Here is a 20,543-nt window from a genome sequence, read left to right on the forward strand (position 1 = left end):
GCGGCGAGCCGCCCCGCCGCCGGGCTCACGGCGCCGGCGTCTCCGCCGGCGCCGGGGCCGGGCGCCCGTCCGGGCGGGACGCCGGGGACGACGCCGGATGGTCGCGGCGCTGGAGGCGGCGGATGGCCGGGACGCACAGCATCGCGGCCAGCAGCAGGAACGAGACCGCCGACGAGAACAGCAGGACCCGGTCCGCGCCGAAGTCGTCCGCCACCGGCCCGGCCAGGGCGCGCCCCAGCGGGATCACCATGATCGAGCCGGCGATGTCGTACGCCGACACCCGGCTCAGCACCGCCAGCGGGACGTGCGACTGCACGCTCGTCGCCCACATCACGCCCCAGAAGGCGAAGCCGCAGCCGGCCACCATGCCGGTGACGGCGGTGAGGGCGAAGTTCCAGCCGAGAGCGGGAGCCAGCGGGTTCAGCGCGAAGAAGAACATCGCCACCACGCCCGCGACCAGCGGCCGGCGCGGCCGGACCCGCATGCCGAGCAGCCCGCCGACGATCGTGCCCAGACCGTCGGCCGAGGCGATCCAGCCGTAGCCGGTCGCGCCGTGCTGCTCGGTGAGGAGCGCCGCGCCCAGCGGCAGCGACGGCCCGAAGACGAACAGGCCGTACACCGCCCACAGCGAGATCACGCCCCACAGCCACGTCCGGGACCGGAACTCGTGCCAGCCGGTGGCGAGCCGCCGCCACATCGGGTCGTCGCTCTCGTCCCGCTCGGCGGCGAGCCCCCGCAGCGGCAGCAGCCCGCCCGCGCTGACCGCGTACGCCCCCGCGATCACCACGAACGACACGGCCCGGTCGCCGTACGCGACCAGGAACCCGGCCAGGCCGGGCCCGATCAGCGTGGCCATCGACTCGGAGATCCGCAGCAGCGCGTTGGCCCGCTGGATGTCGTCGGCGACCCGCGGCACGATGCTCGCCAGGCCCGGCTGGAACATGGCGGTCGCCGCGCCGCTCACCGCCATCAGGGCCATGATCTGCCAGAGCCGTACCCCGCCCGCCGCGAACAGCCCCGCCATGACGAGCATCGCGACCACGCGGACCGCGTCCGCGCCGACCATCATCACCTGGGGCGTGAACCGGTCGGCGAGCACCCCGCCGAAGAGGATGAGCAGCACGATCGGCGCCATCCACGCGGCGAGCGCGTAACCCACGCCGGTCGCCCCGAACCCGGAGCCGAGGACCGACGTCGTCACCGACACCATGAGCATGCCGTCGGCGAGCAGCGAGGCGCTGCGCGCGGTGAAGAAGAGCCGGAAGCGACGCGACCGCCACGGGCTGGGCAGCGGCCCGGCCTTCCGCGCCGCGGTGGTGTCATCGGTGGTCATGTGGCATCTCCCGGCGCGTCCGGCCGGTCCCTTCCCTGAGGATCCGCCGCGCCCCGGCGGGCTGCCGGGGCGGGCCGTCGACGAACACGTACCGGTGCGGCGCCAGGACCCCGGGACGCCCCGGCAGCAGACGCATCAACGCCGCGTGCGCCTGATCGGGCGTCACCTCCACGCCGGCGCGCGAAGAGACGCCGATGTACGCCGTGAGGCGCGGGCCCTCGCCCGCCGCCCCCACCGCCACCTCCACCGGACGCCCGTCCAGCGCCTCCGCCAGCGCCTCGGCCACGGCGGCGGGACGGATCCAGCAGCCGTCCACCCGTACCCACTCCGGCCCGCGCGCCACCGGACGCACCCCGGTCGCCTCGGTCAGCGGCCCCGGCGCGTCCAGCGGCACGTCGGCCCGAGCGACGGCCTCCAGGAGCCGGACCAGGCCCGTGACCAGCTCCTCGGCAGCCGCCCGGGGGAACAGCGCCGGGTCGGCCCAGGTCGCCAGGCGGAGGACCGGCTCCGTCTCGTACACGAAGGTCAGCAGGCGGGTCGGCAGCGACTGGCCCCCGCCCCAGGCGAGTTCGAGTTCCGGGGCGTCCCCGTCGGGGGCGGCGGCCCCGGCGAGGGTGGCCGGCAGGGCGCTGATGTCGTTGTAGACGGCGTCGCGGGCGAACTGGCTGCCGCGCTCGGTCGTCACCCGGCCGATCAGCTCCCACAGGTCGAGCGCGTCGAAACGGCTGTGCCGGTACGCGTTCATGGCCGCGCCCCACGCCCTGGCGAGGAGCGCGTCGAACGACGGGGCGCGCACGTCGAGGTCCAGGAGCGCGTCCTGGGACAGGGTGCCGACGGAGCGGGCCAGCTTCGGCAGGAAGCGGTTCGAGGTGGGGACGGCGGCGACGCAGACGGACTGGCCGGCGCGGTGGGCGGTGAGCAGGCACCAGGCGGTGAGCAGCACCGTGCCGGGCAGCGCGCCGGTGCGCCGGGCCGCGGCGGCGAGGGCGCGGGCGCCGCGCGCGGAGCGGAGGGTGAGGACCGGGGTGTCGGTCTCGGTGCCGGCGGCGCCGTCCTCGGCGAACATCGCCTGGGGGCCGGTGCGCAGCACGCGTTCCCAATGGGCCAGGGAAGCCGTCGACTTGCGGCGTCCGGCCGGGCTGTGCTCCTCGGCGGCGAGGTCGAGCGGGGTGAGCGCGGTGACCGGCGGCAGCGTCTCGCCGGCGAGGAGCGCGAGCCATTCGTCGCGGAGGACGCCGAGGGCGCTGCCGTCCGTGACCGCGTGGCTGGCGGCGAGCGCGACGCGGACGGGCAGGCCGGCGCGGGCGAGGATCCGCAGCCGCAGCGGGTAGTCGAGGTCGAGGCGGAAGCGGGTCTCCCGGGCGGCCCGGGCCACCGCCTCGGCGTACGCGTCGGTGTCCTCGGGGAGGCGGTCGTGGTCGAGGACGGTGACGGTGAACGCCCCCTCGGCGGACACGACCTGCTCGCCGGGGGAGGGGCCGCCGCCCTCCGCGTCCGGGAAGGTGGTGCGCAGGGCCTCGTGGCGGACCGTGAGCGCGGCGAGGGCGTCGAGCGCCCGGTCCATGCCGGTGCCGTCGGGCACCGGCCATACGTCGTGGATGTTGATGGTGCCGGGCTCGTCGCGCAGGATGCAGCGGATCATGTTCGCCTGGCCCATGGTGACCGGGCCCCGGCGGGAGGCGGCGCCGGTGTAGCGGACGGTGAGGGTGCGGGAGCCGGTGACGCCGTCCGGCGCGGTGACGGCCGTCATGGCGTCACGGCCGGGACGGGCGCGGTGCGGGGACCGGGCGGACGGGTCACGGGGGTGCCTTTCGCGTGTGTGGTCAGGGCGGCCCAGGCGTCGACGAGCAGGGCGAAGTCCGCCATGCCGGCGCGGGCTTCGGCGATCAGGCGCGCGCGGCGCGCGGCGAACAGGCCGGCGGCGGTGGCGTACCGGCCGCCGAGGGAGCGGTAGCGGCGGTCCAGGACGTCGAGCCGTTCCTCGTTGCCCGCCGGGTCGATCAGGGTGCTGTCGCGGACCAGCGCGGCGACGGCGGCGGGCCGGAGGCGGCCGGCGGGGTCGAGGAGCGCGTCGCCGGCCGCGGACAGGCCCGCGTACACCGCGTCCAGGTGGGCGGTGGCGAGCAGGTACTTGGCGAAGCGGAGCTGGTACGCGAGGAAGCCGTCGTCCGAACGCCGTTCGCCGGTGTGGTAGTTGACGATGTGCCGGTTGTGCAGGACGCCGGGCAGCCGGGCGCTGTGGACGAGGTGCAGCAGGAAGTAGTCGGTGCCGATGGTGTCGGGGGCGGGCGGCAGCGGCACCCGGCCGTACACCTCGCGGCCGAGGGCCACGTTGCACATGTCGACGCGGGTGGGGCTGACCAGGGTCAGGGTGGTGAGGTCGGTGGTGAAGGGGGCGGTGCCGGCGCCGCGGAACGCCTCGTCGATCAGGTTCCGGCGCCAGATCTCCGGATGGCGGGAGGACACCGACAGGCCGACGACCTCGCGGTACGCCTCCGGGTCGCGGGCGCGGAGCTCGGCGACGTCCACGGACGGCGCGCCGATGAAGGAGGCGCCGGCGAGGACGACCGTGCGGTCGGCGCAGGCGGGGTCGAGCCGGCTGCGGCCGACCGTGCCGGTCAGGTCGGCGGCGCGCCGGCCGAGGGCCGTCAGCTCGTGGTGGATCGGGAAGACCGGTGCGCCGTCGCGGAGCTGGTAGCGGCTGTCGGAGTCGCGGCGGTGCACCGAGGCGCACCCCAGCGCCTCGGCCAGCAGGAAGGCGCGGTTGGTGCAGGCGCCGTACGACACGCCGGCCGGCAGCATCAGGTCGAGCAGCCGGTCCGCCCCGGGGAGTCCGGCGGTGGCCAGGACGGCGCGGAGGAAGGCGCGCTGGTCGTCCTCGTCGAGGTGGTGGACGACGACTCCGGGGGCGGGCGGCAGGGCGGCGACCGCGGCCCGGTGGGCGGCGAGGTCGGCGGACGCGGAGGAGTCCAGGACCAGCAGGTGCACCTCGGCACCGAACTCCCGGGCGCCGTAGGCGGCTTCCTCGGCGACCGCCGCGATCGTCGCCGTACAGGCGCGGTGGGTGGGCAGGGTCAGGCAGACGCGGCGCACACGGACTCCCCGGTGGGTGCGGCCGGGCCGGCGGGCTCCTCGTGCCAGGAGGTGAGGCCGAGCAGCCGTTCGCCGAGCGGGGTGAGCGCGGCGGTGGGGTAGCGCTGGGACTCGTGCAGGACGGGGTCGCCGACGAGGGTGCGGTTCCAGCGCGGGGTGCGCAGGTGCCGCCAGGACTCGACGCGGGAGCGGCGCAGCTTCGCGTGCTCCTCCAGGGCGGGCATCATCGACAGGTACTGCACCGCGCGGACCCCGTCCGCGGAGGTGTTGCGGGCCACTCCGTGGGCGAGCAGGCCGTTCCAGATCAGCAGGTCGCCGGGGTGCAGTTCGGGGCGGACGACGGGGTACGCGGCGCGGTCCAGGTCGGGGCGGACCGGGTCGCGGTCGGCGGGCCGGCCGAGCTTCCACTCCTCGAAGCGGCGGAAGAGCTCGGGGGCGCACTGGAAGCCGCCGGTCTCCGGCGTGGTGTCGTTGAGGGCGATGATGCCCTGCACGCGCTGCGGCGGCACGCCGAGGGTGGTGTCGATGTCCCAGTGCAGCTCGATGTCGAAGCCCCGGTCGGTGGGTTCGATGAGGGCCCGGTCGCGGTTGCGGACGTTGGGCGGGTTGAGGTTGAGCCGGTCGAGGGTCACCCACAGCTCCTCGCAGTCCCAGACGTCCACGAAGGCGTCGTAGACCCGCTGGGACTGGCGGCTGTCCCACAGCAGCTGGTGATGGTACGCCTCGACGAAGCCGTACACGTGCAGCTGCCGGTCCAGCGCGGAGCGGAACGGCCGGTCCTCGTACCAGCTGTCGGGCCGGTCCGGGTCGAGGCCCTGGAAGTCCCAGGTGAAGTCGAGCAGCCGGCGGGCGGCGGCGGCCGGGATCGCCTCGCGCACGATGACATGGCCGTACGTCTGCCAGTGCGCGAAGTCCTCCTCGGACAGCACCCGCAGCGGCCGGGTCTTCCGCAGCTCGCGCAGGGTCGTCGCGGCGAGGTAGGACTCGCCGTCGGCGCTGAAGTAGGGGCGTTCGGTGGCCGCCCGGTGCAGGTACGGGGTGCGCGGGCGGCGCGGGACGGCGGGGGCGGGGGGCGTGGTCAAGGTCCCTCCAGGCGTGGGGTCGGACGGCGTGCGGGCGTGGGGAGCGGGGCACGGCGGGGCGTGGGGGAGCGTGGCGGGAGCGGGGCACGGCGGGCGTGCGGGAGCGGGGCGCGGCGGGAAGGGGCGCGGACCTGGCGACGGTGGGGGACCGCGGGGACGAGGGACAGAATTGGTGTAGACCATCGCCGGTGTCAAGTGACCCGCCGGTATGCCCCGCGTGTCGGCCGCGCCGCCGAATTCCAGCCGCACGGCGTCGAGTTGGCGCCGGATCTTTGGTCTAGACAACCCTCGGGTGGCTGGCCTACTGTCCCCACTGCGCGGCGCCGTGACCGACCCGACCCCCCGGTCCGGCCCGACCACCGCGCCCCGGTCGACGGCGACCGCGAGCAGGGCCCCGCCCGTACCCCCACGGGCGGCGGCGGCCCGCGCCCGCACCGTCCGCGCCCCGGGGACCGACCGCCCCGGCGCACCGGATCAGGCCCGAGACCGACCGCCCACGCCGAGAGGGAACGGTTCCATGAGCACAACCAGCGCCACCATCCCGCCCGTCCCCGGACTCCGCGGCCCCGGCCCGGGACTCCTCACGCTGGACCCCGCCCACACCGCCCTGCTGCGCGGCCTCGACGCGCTGCTCGCCGGCCTCGCCGCCCGGCTCTCCGCCCCCGAGGTCACCGGGCCGCCGCTGCTCGCCGCGGACGCCCTCGCCCGCCTCGACTACTTCCGCAACTTCCCCCATCTCGGCGTCTCCGCCGGACGGTTCACCCCCGACGCGTACGATGCCCTCGCCGCCGGACAGACCCCGGCCGGCCGCCCCCTGGAACCCACCGGCTACGTCCTCCCCTCCGCCACCTGCTACGGACTGCTGCTCTCCCTGGAGGGCGCCGACGTCGGCGCCGACGGCCTGCGGCTCTCCGCCGCCGGCCGCTGCTTCCGCAACGAGACCCACTACGACGGCCTGCGCCGCCTCTGGGGCTTCCACATGCGCGAGGTCGTCTACCTCGGCACCAAGGAAGGCGCTCTCGAACACCTGGAACGCGGCGGCGCGTTCGTCGAGGAGACCGCCGCACGCCTCGGCCTCGTCCTCACCCGCGCCACCGCCGACGACCCCTTCTACGACAAGGGCGGCTCCCGGGCCCGGCTGACGGCCCTCGACCCCGTCAAGCACGAGTACAGCGCGCCCGACGGCACGGCCGTCGCCTCCGTCAACCGCCACCGCAACTTCTTCGGCGAACGCCTCGGCATCCGCGCCGGCGACCACGGCCCCGCCTACAGCGCCTGCGTCGCCTTCGGCGTCGAGCGCTGGGTGCACGCCCTGCTCCTCGCCCACGGCGGCCCCGAACAGGCCCTCGACCGCCTCCGCGCCGCCGCCCCCTGACACCTCCCCGGAAGCACCGGCCTCCCGAGGACCGGAGCCGCCGCCCCGCCGCACCCCCGCGCCCACCCGCCCCGAAAGGACCGGAGAACCACCCCATGGAACGCGTCGCCGCCTGGCTCCACGAGAAGAACCCCGGCCTCGACGGGCCGATCGACACCGACGAGGACCTCATCGAGGCCCGGCTCATCGACTCCATGGACTTCCTGGAGTTCATCGACCTCCTGGAGGAGATCTCCGGCGCGTCGATCGACCTCCAGGAGGTCACCATCGACGACTTCCGCACCCTCGCCCGCGTCCGGGAACGCTTCCTCACCCCCAGCACGTGACCCCCGGCGCCTTCGCGGTCGTCGCCACCACCCGGGAGGTCCTCGACCACCCGGGCCACGGACCCCACCTGCTCGCTCCCTGGGAGCACCGCCGGCTCGCCGCCGTCCGCCTCCCGGCCCGCCGCGACGACGTCCTCGCCGCCCGCCTCCTCGCCCGGCTCTGCGCCGCCCGCGCCGCCGGCCGGCCCCCGGGCGAGCGCGGGCTGTGGGCCCAGCGGTGCCCGGAGTGCGGCCGGGACGGGCACGGCCGCCCGTACCTCCCCGGCCGTCCCGGGCTCGGCCTCAGCTACAGCCACGCCGACGGCCTGGTGGCCGCGGCGGCCGGGTCGGGCGCGGTCGGCGTCGACGTCGAACCGGCCGCCCGCCGCCCCGGCCCCCTCTCCGTCCTCCGCCGCCTGCTGCCCGCGGCCGAGCTGCGCGAGGCGACCGCCCGCCCCGACCCGGGCCCGGCGCTCCTGCGCGCCTGGGTCCGCGCGGAGGCCCGCTGCAAGGCGGGCCCGCCGGAGCCGGGGGACGCCCGCCGGCTCACCGAGTGGACGGACCACGGACGCGCCGCCGTCGCCGCCGTGGTGGCCGCCGCACCACCGGCCCTCGTCCCGCTCCGGGAGCTGCTCGGAGGGCCGGCGGCCGGCGGCGGCTGATCAGGCGCCCACGTACTGCGCCAGGTGCTCGCCCGTGAGCGTCGAGCGCGCGGCGACGAGGTCGGCCGGCGTCCCCTCGAAGACGATCCGGCCGCCGTCGTGGCCCGCGCCAGGACCGAGGTCCACGATCCAGTCGGCGTGCGCCATCACGGCCTGGTGGTGCTCGACCACGATCACCGACTTCCCCGCGTCCACCAGCCGGTCGAGCAGCGCCAGCAGCTGCTCCACGTCGGCGAGGTGGAGTCCCGTGGTCGGCTCGTCGAGCACGTAGATCCCGCCCTTGTCGCCCATGTGCGTCGCCAGCTTCAGCCGCTGCCGCTCGCCGCCGGAGAGCGTCGTGAGCGGCTGCCCCAGCGTGAGGTAGCCGAGGCCGACGTCCACCAGCCGCTCCAGGATCCGGTGCGCCGCCGGGGTCCGGGCCTCGCCCGCGCCGAAGTACTCCACCGCCTCGGACACCGGCATCGCCAGGACCTCGCTGATGTCCCGCCCGCCGAGCTTGTACTCCAGCACCGCCGCCTGGAACCGGCGCCCCTCGCACTCCTCGCAGGTGGTGGCCACACCGGCCATCATCGCCAGGTCGGTGTACGTGACGCCCGCGCCGTTGCACGTCGGGCAGGCACCCTCCGAATTGGCGCTGAACAGCGCCGGCTTGACGCCGTTGGCCTTCGCGAACGCCTTGCGGATCGGGTCCAGGAGCCCCGTGTACGTCGCCGGGTTGCTGCGCCGCGAGCCGCGGATCGGGCTCTGGTCCACCGAGATCACGCCCGCGTCCGCCGGGATCGAACCGTGCACCAGCGAACTCTTGCCGGAGCCGGCGACACCGGTGACCACCGTGAGGACGCCGAGCGGCAGGTCGACGTCCACCTTCCGCAGGTTGTTGGCGGTCGCGCCGCGGATCGGCAGCACGCCGGTCGCCGACCGCACCGTCTCCTTCACCGACGCCCGGTCGTCCAGGTGCCGCCCGGTCACCGTCCCGCTGGCGCGCAGCCCCTCCAGGGTGCCCTCGAAGCAGATCGTGCCGCCGCCGCTGCCGGCGCCCGGCCCCAGGTCCACCACGTGGTCCGCGATCGCGATCGTCTCCGGCTTGTGCTCGACGACCAGCACCGTGTTGCCCTTGTCCCGCAGCCGCAGCAGCAGTTCGTTCATCCGCTGGATGTCGTGCGGGTGCAGCCCCGCCGTCGGCTCGTCGAAGACGTACGTGACGTCCGTGAGCGACGACCCGAGGTGCCGGATCATCTTGACGCGCTGCGCCTCGCCGCCCGACAGGGTGCCCGCCGGCCGGTCCAGCGCCAGATAGCCGAGGCCGATCTCCACGAAGGAGTCCAGCGTCTGGCGCAGCGACTCCAGCAGCGGCGCCACCGACGGGTCGTCCAGCTCGCGCACCCACGCGGCCAGGTCGCTGATCTGCATCGCGCAGGCGTCGGCGATGCTGATGCCCTTGATCTTCGAGGAGCGGGCCCCCTCGTTGAGCCGGGTGCCGTCGCAGTCCGGGCAGACCTGGGTGGTGGTGGCGCGCTCCACGAAGGCCCGGATGTGCGGCTGCAGCGACTCGACGTCCTTCGCCAGGAACGACTTCTGGAGCTTCGGGATCAGGCCCTCGTACGTGACGTTGACCCCTTCGACCTTGACCCGGGTCGCCTCCTTGTACAGCAGCGTGTCCAGCTCGCGCCGGGTGTACTTCCGGATCGGCTTCGCCGGGTCCAGCAGACCGGAGAGGCGGTACGTGCGCCCGTACCAGCTGTCCGCCGTGTAGCCGGGGATGGTGAGGGCGCCCTCGTCGAGCGACAGGCTGTCGTCGTACAGCTCCGCCAGGTCGATGTCCGAGACCCGGCCCCGGCCCTCGCAGCGCGGGCACATGCCGCCGGTGATCTGGAAGCTCGCCTTCTGCTTCACCGTCCGGCCGCCGCGCTCGACGGTGACCGCCCCCGCGCCGCTCACCGACGGGATGTTGAAGGAGAACGCCCGCGACGAGCCGATGTGCGGGGTGCCGAGCCGGCTGAAGAGGATCCGCAGCATCGCGTTGGCGTCCGTGGCGGTGCCGACGGTGGAGCGCGGGTCGGCGCCCATCCGCTGCTGGTCGACGATGATCGCGGTGGTCAGCCCGTCGAGCACGTCGACGTCCGGACGGGCCAGCGTCGGCATGAATCCCTGGACGAAGGCGCTGTACGTCTCGTTGATCAGCCGCTGCGACTCGGCGGCGATCGTGTCGAAGACCAGCGAGCTCTTGCCGGAGCCGGAGACCCCGGTGAACACCGTCAGCCGGCGCTTCGGGATCTCGACGCTGACGTCCTTGAGGTTGTTCTCGCGCGCGCCGAGCACGCGGATCCGTTCGTGGCTGTCGGCGAGGTGCGCGGCAGACGACGGCGCGCCGTTCCGCTGGGCCGTGCTCAAAGGTGTGTCTCCCTCGTCAGGGTGGGCGGTGGTGCCGACCACCTTAGGCGGCGGGTCCGACAGCGGCAGGGGGACGGGAGATGCGGTCCCGCGCGCCGCGCTTGATAGGCAAGTGGCGACTTGCCTATCGTGGCGGCATGGAGGAGGATCTGTTCAAGGCGCTCGCCGACCCGACGCGCCGGGTGATCCTCGACGAGCTGACCGAACGCAACGGACAGTCGCTCTTCGAGATATGCGCCCGGCTGGCGACCCGGCACGGCCTCGCCCTCTCCCGGCAGGCGGTCAGCCAGCACCTGGCCGTGCTGGAGTCCGCCGGCCTGGTCACGCCCCGCCGCGAGGGCCGCTACAAGTTCCACGACCTCGACCCCCGCCCCCTGCAGCACATCGTCACGCGATGGCTCACCCCCGCACCCCCGGAGGACACCCCATGAGGATCAACCTGGCCAGCGTCTTCGTCGACGACCAGGACAAGGCGCTCCGCTTCTACACCGACGTGCTCGGCTTCGTGCTGAAGCACGACGTCCCGATCGGCGCGGACCGCTGGATCACCGTCGTCTCCCCGGAGGCCCTCGACGGCACCGAGCTCGTCCTGGAGCCCTCCGGCCACCCCGCCGTCCCGCCGTACAAGCAGGCCCTCGTCGCCGACGGCATCCCGGCGACCTCCTTCGCCGTCGACGACGTCCGCGCCGAGCACACCCGCCTCACCGCCCTCGGCGTCCGCTTCACCCAGCCCCCCGTCGAGATGGGCCCGGTCACCACGGCCGTCCTCGACGACACCTGCGGCAACCTCATCCAGCTCGCCGAGTACAAGTAGCCGCGCACCGGCCCGGCCCCTCCGGTGGCGGCCCCGCGCCGCCCGGCGGCCGGGACCGCCGCCGGAGGGGCCGCGAGGTTCCGCCCGGCGCCGCCGACGCCCTGAGGGCCGCGCTGCCGCGCCGGAGCCGGGAGGTCAGTCGCTGACGGCGAGGCGTACCGCGAAGGCGCCGATCACCGTGCCGGTGACCCGGTCCAGGACGCGGCGGGCGCGGGGGCCGCGGAGCCAGGCGCCGAGGGCGGTCGCGGACGCGATGAGGACCGTCGACCAGAGCATGCCGAGGACGACGTGGACGGAGGTCAGCGCGAGGCCCATCGCGAAGTGCGGCGCCTCGGCGGGGATGAACTGCGGCAGGACCGCCACGTAGAAGACGCCGACCTTGGGGTTGAGGAGGTTCGTCAGCGTGCCCTGCCGCCAGCCGCCGGCGAGCGTGTCCGCACCGCCGGCCTCCACCTCCGCGTGCGCCCCGGAGCCGTCCCGCCGGAACGTCTCGGCGATCATGCGCGCCGCCATCCACAGCAGATAGGCGGCGCCCGCCCAGCGCAGGATCTCGTACGCGAGCTGGGAGGCGGTCAGCAGGGCCGTCACGCCCAGCGAGGTCAGCGCGCCCCAGATCAGGGTGCCGGTCTGGATGCCGAGGACGACGCCCCAGGCCCGGGTCCGGTGGCCGAGCGCGGCCGTGCGGAGGATCAGGGCCGAGTCGAGGCCGGGGGTGAGGGTGAGGAGTCCCACGACGAGCGCGAAGGACCAGAGTGCGGTGCTCGATGCCATGGAAGGCCACCGTAGCCCAGGCGTATGTGGGGCTCCGCCCCGCCTCCCTAGGGTGGGGCGCATGAGAGAACTGTTCCTGGCTGACCGGCGGGCGTACCTGCGCTGGATCGACCTCCCCGGCGACGGACCCGTCCGCGTCTACCTGCACGGGCTCGGCTGCACCGCCGCCTCCGACTTCGCGCACATCGCGACCCACCCGGCGCTCGCCGGCGGGCGCGCCCTGCTGGTGGACCTGCTCGGCCACGGGCTGAGCGACCGCCCCGCCGACTTCGACTACCGGCCCGAGGGGCAGGCCGCCGCCGTGGCCGCGCTCCTCGACCACCTCGACCTGACCGGCGTCCACCTCGTCGGCCACTCCATGGGCGGCGCCGTCGCCCTCCACCTGGCCGCGGCCCGGCCCGGCCGGATCGCCCGGCTGGTGGTCGCGGAGCCCAACCTGTACGCGGGCGGAGGCGCGTTCAGCACACCGGTGGCCCGCCAGCGGGAGGAGGACTTCGTCCGCGGCGGGTTCGCCAGGATGCTCGCCCTCGCCGACCGCGCCGACTACGCGGCGCGGCTGCGGCTCGCCGACCCGCGGGCCGTGCACCGCTGCGCCGTCGCGCTCGTGGAGGGCGGCGACCCCGAGGCCGGTGACCTGCTCGCCGCGCTCACGCTGCCCCGGGCGTTCCTGGTCGGCGAGAAGAGCCTGCCGGACCCGGCCGCGGAGCAGGCGGCGGCGATGGGCGTGCCCGTGCTCGAAGTGCCGGGCGCCGGCCACAACATGATGCTCGACAACCCGGACGGCTTCGCCACCGCGCTGGCACGGGCCCTGGCACCGCCCCGGTAGTTTCTGGCCGACTCGACGGGGGCCCCGCGCAGAGGTCTTGCGCGGGGCCCCCGGCGCTCTCTACGCTCGGCGCGCCGATGGTTAGGAACGTTTCCTAACGAGCGATGGCCGTGAAGAGAAAGGGAGTTGTCATGCGCCGACGATCCATCCGCGCGCGAAGTGCCACCCCGAGCACCGCCACCCCCAGCCCCGTCACCCCGCACGCCGCCGCCCCGCACGCCGCACCCCCGCACTCCACCGCCCACCGCGCCGGCCGGCCCCCAACGGCCGTCCCCGCCACCCCCTTCCGGCGCCGCCGCACCCCCCGCCGCCTCCTCCCGCTCGCGCTCGCCGCCGCCCTGCTGGCCCTGCCGCTCTCCCTCCTGCCCGGAGCCGACGCCGAGGCCGCCGACGGCCTCGTCTCCGCGGGCAAGCCGGCGACCTCCTCGTCCGTGGAGGGCTCCGGCTTCGCCCCCGGCCTCGCCGTGGACGGCAGCACCGCCACCCGCTGGGCCAGCCTGGAGGGCGTCGACCCCCAGTGGATCCGCGTCGACCTCGGCGCCCAGCACACCCTGTCCCGGGTGCGGCTCGACTGGGAGGCCGCGTACGCGAAGACGTACCGCGTCCAGACCTCCGCCGACGGCACCACCTGGACCGACCTCTACACGACGACGACCGGCGACGGCGCCGTCGACGACCTCGCGGTCTCCGGCACCGGCCGGTACGTCCGCGTGTACGGGACCGTGCGCGGCACCCCGTACGGCTACTCGCTCTGGGAGTTCCAGGTCTACGGCTCGCCGACCGGCACGGGCGGCGGCACCGGCCCCGCCGTCCCCTTCGGCAGCCACCTCAAGCCCTACGCGGCCGGCATGCTCCGGCCCTCCGGCACCCAGGCCGCGCTCGACCAGAAGGTCGTCGACTACTACCAGCGCTGGAAGTCCGCCTTCGTCCGGCAGAACTGCGGCAACGGCTGGTACCAGGTCATCTCGCCCGACGCCGACCACCCGTACGTCGCCGAGGCGCAGGGCTACGGCATGGTCGTGACCGCCACCATGGCGGGCGCCGACCCCGACGCGAAGAAGATCTTCGACGGCCTGGTGAAGTGGAAGCTCGACCACCCGTCCTCCATCAACCCCGACCTCCTCGCCGCCGAGCAGGACGTCAACTGCCGCAGCGTCAACGGCGGGGACGGCGCCACCGACGGCGACATGGACGTCGCCTACGGCCTCCTCCTCGCCGACAAGCAGTGGGGCAGCGGCGGCACGTACGACTACAAGGCGCTCGCGCTCAAGCACATCGCGGCCATCAAGAAGGACGAGCTGAACCCGACCACCAAGCTGCTCAAGCTCGGCGACTGGTCCAGCGCGGGCGACCAGTACTACTACATCTCCCGCACCTCGGACTGGATGGTCGACCACTTCCGCGCCTTCCGCGCCGCGACCGGCGACACCACCTGGGACGCCGTCCGCACCGCCCACCAGACGCAGATCGCCGGCCTCCAGTCCGGCTACGCCCCCGCCACCGGACTCCTCCCCGACTTCGTCGTCGACACCGCCACCAGCCCCAAGCCGGCCCCGAACCAGGTCCTGGAGGACCCGAACGACGGCCAGTACTGGTGGAACGCCTGCCGCACCCCCTGGCGCATCGGCGACGACGCCGTCACCAGCGGCGACACCAAGTCCCTCGCCGCGGCGCGGAAGATGAACAGCTGGATCAAGGGCAAGACCGGAGGCGACCCGAACAAGATCGCCATCGGCTACAAGCTCAACGGCACCCAGATCTCCGCCGGCAGCGAAGCCGCCTTCTTCGCGCCCTTCGCCGTCGCCGCCATGACCGACCCCGGCAGCCAGGCGTGGCTCGACGCGCTGTGGAACAAGATGCTCGCCACCCCGATCGACACCGGCAGCTACTTCTCCGCCAGCATCCAGCTCCAGGTGATGATCACGGTCACCGGCAACCACTGGGTCCCGTAGCACCGGCGGCCGCGTACGGAGCACATGACCCCGTCACGTCACTCCGCCGGCGCCACGCCCCGGCGGGGATCGGCGCGGACCCCCGCCTGCCAGACGGTGGGTCCGCAGCCCTCCCCGTTCGGGGTGACCTTGCGCAGGGTGACCCGTGTGCCGCCGTCGTGGACCACCCGGCCGCCCTGGGCCGGGTCGGTCACCGCCAGGCGCACCGTCACCTCCCGGGGCCCGTCCTCCTCCGGCAACGGCACCTGGAGCGAGCCGAACGGGTCCTCCCGCAGCGACGCGTGCTCCCGGCACGCGTCGTTGGCGCAGAGCCGGAAGAGCGCGCCCTCCGGGTAGGCCGCGGGGTCCCAGGACACCGACACTCCGGAGTCGGCCCCGATCAGCGTGCAGATCCGGCCCGGCCCCGCCTGGCAGCCGGCCGCCAGCGACGCCGCGGCGCAGACCGCGGCGGCGGCCCCGAGCGCGCGGCGGTACGCGCCGGGCCGCGGCGGACTCCACGACCGGCCCACGAGTCCTCTGGTCATGACAAGTCAACTCCACGGCCACCGCGGAAAGTTCCACCCCACCCCACCGCCGGTCCGCCCGGCTCGAACTCCCGACCATGATCACCTGAACGAGTGAGCGGGCGGCCGGCGCCTCCCCGTCCGTGGTCCATCCTGGCCCGGTACGCGTCCCCCCAGGGCGCCCCACCACCCCCCTTCCTCCAGGAGCCGGACGGCATGACCCACCGCACCGACCGGGGCGAACGCCCCGACGGACAGGCCCTGTTGCTCGCCGCCGGAGTCGCCGACCTGGTCGTCGGAGCCGTCGGCACCGCCGCCGGCACGCTCCGCTCCCTCCTCGGCCGGGCCGACGCCGGGGACATCGCCCAGGACGCCGCCGCCGACCTCCGCGCCCGCGGCCGGATCGCCCTCGACCGGCTCACCCCGAGCGGGGACGGCACCGGCGGCCTCGCCCACATGGAGGTCCTGGCCCGCGAAGCCGCCGCCCGCCGGGCCGCCGCCGCGGCGACCGGCGATGAGTGACGTCTGGGCGCCGGAGGCGTTCAAGACCCGCACGGACACCGTCCTCGCCGGCTTCCTCGACGAGGAGGCCCGGGAACTCCTCGCCGTCGACGACGCCCTCGACCCGCTCGCCGCGGCCCTGCGCGCCACCGCCCGGCACGGCAAACGGCTCCGCGCCGCCTTCTGCTACTGGGGCTGGCGCGCCGCCGGACAGCCCGACAGCGACGCCCTGATGCGGGCCGCCGCCGCCATGGAACTGGTGCACGCCGCCGCCGTCGTCCACGACGACCTCATCGACGACAGTCCGCTCCGGCACGGCCGCCCCACCGCCCACCACGCCTTCGCCGCCCTGCCGCACCCCCGCCGGCGCCCCCGCGCGGCGGCCCGCGCGCTCGCGCTGCTCCTCGGCGACCACCTGATGGCCCTCGCGGGCCGCCTCTACACCGAGTCCGGGCTGCCCGCCGCGTACCTCTCCCGGGGCCGCCCGCTGTGGGCCGCCCTCGCCCGCGAACTCGTCGCCGGCGAAGCGCTGGAGATCCTGCACACCGGCGGCCTCCCCGACACCGGCACCTCCCTCAAGGTCGTCCGCTACAAGACCGCCAAGTACACCGTCGAACAGCCCGTCCTCCTCGGTGCCCTGCTCGCCGGCGCCCCCGCCGCGCTGCGCGAGGGACTGTCCCGGTACGGACTGCCGCTCGGCGAGGCGTTCCAGCTCCGCGACGACCTGCTCGGCCTCTTCGGCGACCCGGCCCGCACCGGCAAGGCCCCGCTCGACGACCTCCGCACCGCCCGGCCCACCGTGCTGCTCGCCGAGACCTGGAGCGCCGCCGGCCCCGCCCAGCGCGAGCTGCTGCGCCGGACCCTCGCCGACGACGCGCCGCCCGACGACGACGCGCTGCGGGAGGTCCGCGCCCTCATGGCCGAACTCGGCGCGCCCGCCCGCGTCGAGCGGATGATCGCCGGCCGCGTCGAGGAGGCCGTCCGCGCCCTGGACGAGCTCGACCTGCCCGGCCCCGCCCGCCGCGCCCTCACCGACCTGGCCCACCGCGCCGCCGTCCGCCACCACTGAACGCCGGCCCCGCCTGGCTCACCCCACGCCACCCCACCCGGCACCGCCCCCGACCGCCCCCGCACCCACCCCACCCGACCCTGGAGCGCACCCGTGACCACCACCACGCCCACCGAGGCGTCCCTCGACGCCCTGCGCCACAGCGGCGACGAGCTCGCCGACGCGGTCGTCGCGACCCTCTTCGAGCGCGGCGAGGTCGGCCTCTTCAACTCCCTCATGCGGTACGTCTCGGTCTCCGGCCAGGAGCTGCCCGCCGGCCTCCCCGAGGTGGCCCGCGAGTACCTGGAGGCCACCGCCGTCCCGCCCGCCTGGGTGGACTGGAACGAGATGGAGAAGGCCCGGCTCTTCTTCACCGACAACAACGTCCACATCAACACCGCCCTCTCCTTCGCCGCCATGCCCGCCTGCTACGTCGTCCCGCGCGTGGCCCGGCTGCTCTCCGCCACCCACGGCCTGCGCTACCCGAGCAAGCGGATGGCCGAGACCGGCCAGTTCACCGTCTACCTCATTCGGCCCGACGCCTTCGAGGCCGGCGGACGGTTCGTCCCCGCCGCCCAGAAGGTCCGCCTCCTGCACGCCTCCATCCGCCACCACCTGATCCGCTCCGACCGCTGGGACACCGCCGCCGACGGCGTGCCCATCTGCCAGGAGGACATGATCGGCGGGCAGATGTTCTTCTCGATGCTCGTGCTGGACAGCCTCCACCGGCTCGGCATCCACATGTCCACCGAGGGCGCGGAGGCGTACTACTACGCCTGGCGGGTCGTCGGCGCGATGCTCGGCGTCGACCAGGAGGCCGTGCCGAAGACGCTCGACGAGGCGCGCCGCTACCTCGACCTGTACCTGCTGCGGTACATGGGCCCCTCCGAGGAGGGGGTGGTGCTCACCCGCCAGCTGATCGACCTGTACGAGGAGGTCGTCCCCGGCACCTTCTTCGACCCGGTCGTCTCCGCCCTCATCCGGCACCTCGTCGGCGACACCTGCGGCGACTGGCTCGGCGTGCCCCGCAGCCGCTGGGACACGGCCGTGAAGGCCGTGCCCGCGCTGCTGGGCGTCCTGGAGTCGGTGGAGGACGCCTCGCCGTTCGCCGCCTGGGCGCTCGACCGGCTCGGCCACCTCACGTCGGTCTTCGAGCTGTCCACGCTCACCCGGGGCCGCGTGATGCACTACGCCATCCCCGAGCACCTGAGGAAGGAGTACGGCGTCGACACGGGCGTGTCCCGGAAGAGCCGCTGGACCCCGCCGCCGCCCGCGCTCTGACCCGGACGGCGCACGGCACGGCGACCGCCCGGCGCCATGAGGGGGACGGTTCTCCTCGCACGCCGTCCGGAAATGGAAGAAAATGGATGCACCCGGTGAAGGTGAGGCGTGCATGGACAGCGAGCGGAGTGGGTTCGGCGGGGAGCCGCCGAGCGCCCGTCGGGTCCGGTTCACGGTCGACGTCCGGTCCGCGTGGGGGAGCGACACCGTCGTGGTCGTCCCGCTCGGCGAACTGGACCACGACACGGTCGAACCCCTGCGCACCGCCCTGGAGAAGCACGAGGACGCGGCCCGGATCGTGGTCGACTGCGCCGGGCTGGACTTCTGCGACTCCACCGGCCTCAACCTGCTGCTCAGGGCCCGCTCCCGGGCCCTGGACGCCGGGGCGCGACTGGACCTGGCCGGACTGAGACCTCCCGTCAGCCGCATGTTCGAGATCACCGGGGCGTTCCGCGTCTTCCAGGTGTACGAGGACGTGGGCGCCGCCCTGGCCGCCGACGGGACGGGCGGCGCCCGTCCCGGGGACCGGGCGTGACGGGCCCTCCGGCCGTGCGGGAGGGCGAGATGACCGAGGACGGCGGAACACCCGCGCAGACCCGCAGACTCCTGCTGCGCGAGAGCGCGGGCGCGGTCTCCCGCTGCCGTGACTTCACCGCGAAGGCGCTCGCCGACTGGGGCTGGATCCCGGCCGAGAGCGCCCTCGGGCGGGAGCGCGTCGAGGACGTGCTGCTGCTGGTCTCCGAGGTGGTCACCAACGCGTGTCTGCACGGCGGGGGGCCGGAGGAGTTCGTCCTGCGCCACACCGACGGGCTGCTGCGGGTGGAGGTCGCCGACCGGAGCCCCGAACCCCCGCGCCGGATGGCGCCGCGCTCGCCCTCGCTGCCGGGCGGCCACGGGCTGATGGTCCTCGACCGGCTGGCGAGCGACTGGGGCTCGACGCCCCGGGGCCCGGGGGCCCCGGGGAAGGTGGTGTGGCTGGAGGTCAGCAGGCCGTCCGGTCCTCCGTGGCGTCGTCCTCCAGCAGACCGCTCCTGAGCTCGCCGAGGATCCGCGCCAGCAGCCGCGACACGTGCATCTGGGAGAGGCCGATGCGGGCGCCGATCTCCGCCTGGGTCAGCTCCTCGCCGAAGCGCAGCGACAGGATCAGCCGGTCCCGCTCGTCGAGCCGGGCCAGCAGCGGGCGCAGCGAGTCCAGGTCGTCGATCAGCTCGTAGGCGGGTTCCTCGACGGCGGTGCGCCGGCCCGCGGTGCCCTGCGGGGCGCGGTCGGAGTCGTCCTCGCCGACGGGGGCGTCGAGCGAGTGGGCCGTGTAGGCGTTGGCGGCCAGCTCGCCCTCGGCGACCTCGTCCGGCGTCAGGTGCAGCCGCTCGGCCAGCTCCGCCCGGTCGGGCCGGTGGCCGTCCCGCTGCTCCAGCTCGTCGGATGCCTTGGCGAGGTCGATGCGCAGCTCCTGGAGGCGGCGCGGCACCCGGACCGCCCAGCCGGTGTCGCGGAAGAACCGTTTCATCTCGCCGACGATGGTGGGCAGCGCGAAGGCGGAGAACTCGACCCCGCGCTCCGGGTCGAACCGGTCGATCGCCTTGATCAGCCCGATCGTGCCGACCTGCACGATGTCCTCGGTGGGCTCGGGCCGACCGCGGAAGCGCCGTGCGGCGAACTTGACCAGGCTCAGGTTGAGCTCCACCAGCGTGTTGCGGACGTACGCGTGCTCCGGCGTGCCCTCGGCGAGGGCGCGGAGCCGCTGGAAGAGGGCCATGGACAGCGTCCGGGCGTCGTCGGTCGTCGCGGCCGTGGGGTTCTCGGGCTCCGACATGCCCCCGAGGGCCCGGCGCCGGACGGTCGCCGCGGGCGGACGACCGTCGTCGCGGCCGCGCGCCGACGGTGCGTGGGTGGCTCTGGCGATGGTCATCGGTCTTCCTATCGACGGTTCCGGTGGGCCGGCCCCGTCATCGGAAGGAGGACGGGTGTCGCGGTCCGTCGGTGGAACGTCCTCGTGAAGAGGATTCCCTCCTGAAGTGATTTTCACCCATTTCGGATGTTTTGACCTCCTTGGTCACGGTCAGGCGCGCACCATGGCGGAAGCTGCGAGGAGTCGGCGCGCGGTGGCGCGCACCCGGCGGTACGCGCTCGGCGGAGGTCCGGGCACGGCCGGTCTCGTCCGCGACCTCTCCGCCCAGGCGCTGGCGGACTGGTACGGACCGCTCTCCCCGGCGGCGCGGACCGCCGCCGCGGACGTGCTCCTCCTGGCCACGGAACTCGTCGCCCACGCGGTGCGGCGCGGGGGGACCCCGTACGAGCTCCGCCTCGACCGTTCCGTCGACGGCGTGTGGCTCCAGCTCAGCGACACCGCCCCGGGGCGCCCCCTGCCCCAGGACCGGCACCACCCGGGCCGGCCGTCCGAGCAGTGCGTCTACCTGGTCCAGCGGCTCGCCGCCGCCTGGGGCTCGGTGCCGCGCGGGCGCGGCCGGACCGTCTGGTGCGAGGTTCCGTTCCCGCAGGACCACGACGGCGGCGGTCCGGTTGTCTGAAGGCGCCCGGAGCGGGTAGCCGCCGCATCGTACGACCCCGCCGCCGGTGGGGGACCAGGACCGGAGGAGGTGCCCGCG

General features: G+C 74.8%; 21 protein-coding genes. 13 read left to right on the plus strand and 8 right to left on the minus strand.

Going from position 1 to position 20,543, the window contains the following annotated elements; all coding sequences use genetic code 11:
- Window positions 1–25: 25 nt before the first annotated feature.
- Genes ACFVQZ_RS33760 through ACFVQZ_RS33775 form a run of 4 tightly spaced genes read right to left on the minus strand, consistent with a single transcriptional unit; the run spans window position 26 to window position 5,508 of the window.
- Complete coding sequence (locus ACFVQZ_RS33760; RefSeq protein WP_383628579.1) at window positions 26–1,333, minus strand: MFS transporter; 1,308 nt, start codon at window positions 1,331–1,333, stop codon at window positions 26–28.
- On the minus strand, window positions 1,320–3,083 hold the full coding sequence (locus tag ACFVQZ_RS33765; RefSeq protein WP_383628581.1) for a condensation domain-containing protein: 1,764 nt from the start codon (window positions 3,081–3,083) through the stop codon (window positions 1,320–1,322). The genes ACFVQZ_RS33760 and ACFVQZ_RS33765 overlap by 14 nt, the downstream gene beginning before the upstream one ends.
- The gene (locus tag ACFVQZ_RS33770) at window positions 3,080–4,426 is read right to left on the minus strand and encodes a DUF6271 family protein (RefSeq protein WP_383628583.1); all 1,347 of its coding nucleotides are present in this window, start codon (window positions 4,424–4,426) and stop codon (window positions 3,080–3,082) included. The genes ACFVQZ_RS33765 and ACFVQZ_RS33770 overlap by 4 nt, the downstream gene beginning before the upstream one ends.
- Window positions 4,408–5,508: a phytanoyl-CoA dioxygenase family protein gene (locus tag ACFVQZ_RS33775; protein WP_383628585.1), complete on the minus strand. Its 1,101-nt coding sequence runs from the start codon at window positions 5,506–5,508 to the stop codon at window positions 4,408–4,410. Before ACFVQZ_RS33775 ends, ACFVQZ_RS33770 begins: the two co-directional genes overlap by 19 nt.
- Window positions 5,509–6,025: 517 nt before the next feature.
- Between ACFVQZ_RS33775 and ACFVQZ_RS33780 the strand changes: the two genes are divergently transcribed.
- The 3 genes from ACFVQZ_RS33780 to ACFVQZ_RS33790 all read left to right on the plus strand — a co-directional run bounded on the left by ACFVQZ_RS33780 (window position 6,026) and on the right by ACFVQZ_RS33790 (window position 7,850).
- Window positions 6,026–6,883 (plus strand): hypothetical protein, encoded by an 858-nt coding sequence (locus ACFVQZ_RS33780; RefSeq protein ID WP_383628587.1) that lies wholly within the window; start codon window positions 6,026–6,028, stop codon window positions 6,881–6,883.
- Between the two features lie 95 nt (window positions 6,884–6,978).
- The gene (locus ACFVQZ_RS33785) at window positions 6,979–7,209 is read left to right on the plus strand and encodes an acetylxylan esterase (protein ID WP_030497816.1); all 231 of its coding nucleotides are present in this window, start codon (window positions 6,979–6,981) and stop codon (window positions 7,207–7,209) included.
- Window positions 7,206–7,850, plus strand: a complete 645-nt coding sequence (locus ACFVQZ_RS33790) for a 4'-phosphopantetheinyl transferase superfamily protein (RefSeq protein ID WP_383628590.1) — start codon at window positions 7,206–7,208, stop codon at window positions 7,848–7,850. Before ACFVQZ_RS33785 ends, ACFVQZ_RS33790 begins: the two co-directional genes overlap by 4 nt.
- On the opposite strand, the gene ACFVQZ_RS33795 is transcribed toward ACFVQZ_RS33790, so the two are convergent.
- Complete coding sequence (locus tag ACFVQZ_RS33795) at window positions 7,851–10,241, minus strand: ATP-binding cassette domain-containing protein (protein ID WP_383628592.1); 2,391 nt, start codon at window positions 10,239–10,241, stop codon at window positions 7,851–7,853. It lies immediately after the preceding gene.
- Window positions 10,242–10,378: 137 nt separating this feature from the next.
- On the opposite strand from ACFVQZ_RS33795, the gene ACFVQZ_RS33800 reads away from it, so the two are divergent.
- A complete protein-coding gene (locus tag ACFVQZ_RS33800; protein ID WP_030497818.1) occupies window positions 10,379–10,672 on the plus strand; it encodes a helix-turn-helix domain-containing protein in 294 nt (97 codons plus the stop codon).
- Window positions 10,669–11,055 carry a VOC family protein gene (locus ACFVQZ_RS33805; protein ID WP_030497819.1) on the plus strand — a complete coding sequence of 129 codons (387 nt, stop codon included), beginning with the start codon at window positions 10,669–10,671 and terminating at the stop codon, window positions 11,053–11,055. Before ACFVQZ_RS33800 ends, ACFVQZ_RS33805 begins: the two co-directional genes overlap by 4 nt.
- 135 nt (window positions 11,056–11,190) lie before the next feature.
- Here the strand turns inward: ACFVQZ_RS33805 and ACFVQZ_RS33810 are convergent, their stop codons facing one another.
- Complete coding sequence (locus ACFVQZ_RS33810) at window positions 11,191–11,826, minus strand: LysE family translocator (protein ID WP_383628595.1); 636 nt, start codon at window positions 11,824–11,826, stop codon at window positions 11,191–11,193.
- Window positions 11,827–11,887: 61 nt separating this feature from the next.
- Here ACFVQZ_RS33810 and ACFVQZ_RS33815 point away from each other — a divergent pair, with 61 nt between their 5' ends.
- Together ACFVQZ_RS33815 and ACFVQZ_RS33820 are read left to right on the plus strand one after the other, a co-directional pair.
- Window positions 11,888–12,652, plus strand: a complete 765-nt coding sequence (locus tag ACFVQZ_RS33815; RefSeq protein ID WP_030497821.1) for an alpha/beta fold hydrolase — start codon at window positions 11,888–11,890, stop codon at window positions 12,650–12,652.
- Between the two features lie 131 nt (window positions 12,653–12,783).
- Window positions 12,784–14,604, plus strand: a complete 1,821-nt coding sequence (locus ACFVQZ_RS33820; protein WP_383628598.1) for a glycosyl hydrolase family 8 — start codon at window positions 12,784–12,786, stop codon at window positions 14,602–14,604.
- A 38-nt stretch (window positions 14,605–14,642) separates the two neighbouring features.
- Here the strand turns inward: ACFVQZ_RS33820 and ACFVQZ_RS33825 are convergent, their stop codons facing one another.
- The gene (locus tag ACFVQZ_RS33825) at window positions 14,643–15,128 is read right to left on the minus strand and encodes a hypothetical protein (protein WP_383628600.1); all 486 of its coding nucleotides are present in this window, start codon (window positions 15,126–15,128) and stop codon (window positions 14,643–14,645) included.
- 195 nt (window positions 15,129–15,323) lie between these two features.
- Here ACFVQZ_RS33825 and ACFVQZ_RS33830 point away from each other — a divergent pair, with 195 nt between their 5' ends.
- The 5 genes from ACFVQZ_RS33830 to ACFVQZ_RS33850 all read left to right on the plus strand — a co-directional run bounded on the left by ACFVQZ_RS33830 (window position 15,324) and on the right by ACFVQZ_RS33850 (window position 18,972).
- Complete coding sequence (locus ACFVQZ_RS33830; RefSeq protein ID WP_030497789.1) at window positions 15,324–15,629, plus strand: hypothetical protein; 306 nt, start codon at window positions 15,324–15,326, stop codon at window positions 15,627–15,629.
- Window positions 15,622–16,677, plus strand: a complete 1,056-nt coding sequence (locus tag ACFVQZ_RS33835) for a polyprenyl synthetase family protein (RefSeq protein WP_383628603.1) — start codon at window positions 15,622–15,624, stop codon at window positions 16,675–16,677. Before ACFVQZ_RS33830 ends, ACFVQZ_RS33835 begins: the two co-directional genes overlap by 8 nt.
- 93 nt (window positions 16,678–16,770) lie before the next feature.
- Window positions 16,771–17,937: an oxygenase MpaB family protein gene (locus ACFVQZ_RS33840; protein WP_383628605.1), complete on the plus strand. Its 1,167-nt coding sequence runs from the start codon at window positions 16,771–16,773 to the stop codon at window positions 17,935–17,937.
- Window positions 17,938–18,049: 112 nt separating this feature from the next.
- Window positions 18,050–18,472: an STAS domain-containing protein gene (locus ACFVQZ_RS33845; protein WP_036416376.1), complete on the plus strand. Its 423-nt coding sequence runs from the start codon at window positions 18,050–18,052 to the stop codon at window positions 18,470–18,472.
- Window positions 18,469–18,972, plus strand: a complete 504-nt coding sequence (locus ACFVQZ_RS33850; RefSeq protein WP_321193421.1) for an ATP-binding protein — start codon at window positions 18,469–18,471, stop codon at window positions 18,970–18,972. Before ACFVQZ_RS33845 ends, ACFVQZ_RS33850 begins: the two co-directional genes overlap by 4 nt.
- Here ACFVQZ_RS33850 and ACFVQZ_RS33855 read toward each other — a convergent pair.
- Window positions 18,920–19,846 (minus strand): SigB/SigF/SigG family RNA polymerase sigma factor, encoded by a 927-nt coding sequence (locus ACFVQZ_RS33855; protein ID WP_383628608.1) that lies wholly within the window; start codon window positions 19,844–19,846, stop codon window positions 18,920–18,922. The two genes, ACFVQZ_RS33850 and ACFVQZ_RS33855, sit on opposite strands and share 53 nt — an antisense overlap.
- Window positions 19,847–20,039: 193 nt before the next feature.
- On the opposite strand from ACFVQZ_RS33855, the gene ACFVQZ_RS33860 reads away from it, so the two are divergent.
- Window positions 20,040–20,465, plus strand: coding sequence for an ATP-binding protein (locus ACFVQZ_RS33860; RefSeq protein ID WP_030497783.1), 426 nt, complete (start codon window positions 20,040–20,042; stop codon window positions 20,463–20,465).
- The last annotated feature ends 78 nt before the right edge of the window (window positions 20,466–20,543 follow it).

The organism is Streptomyces sp. NPDC057854, assembly GCF_042797055.1.
GTDB lineage: Bacteria > Actinomycetota > Actinomycetes > Streptomycetales > Streptomycetaceae > Streptomyces.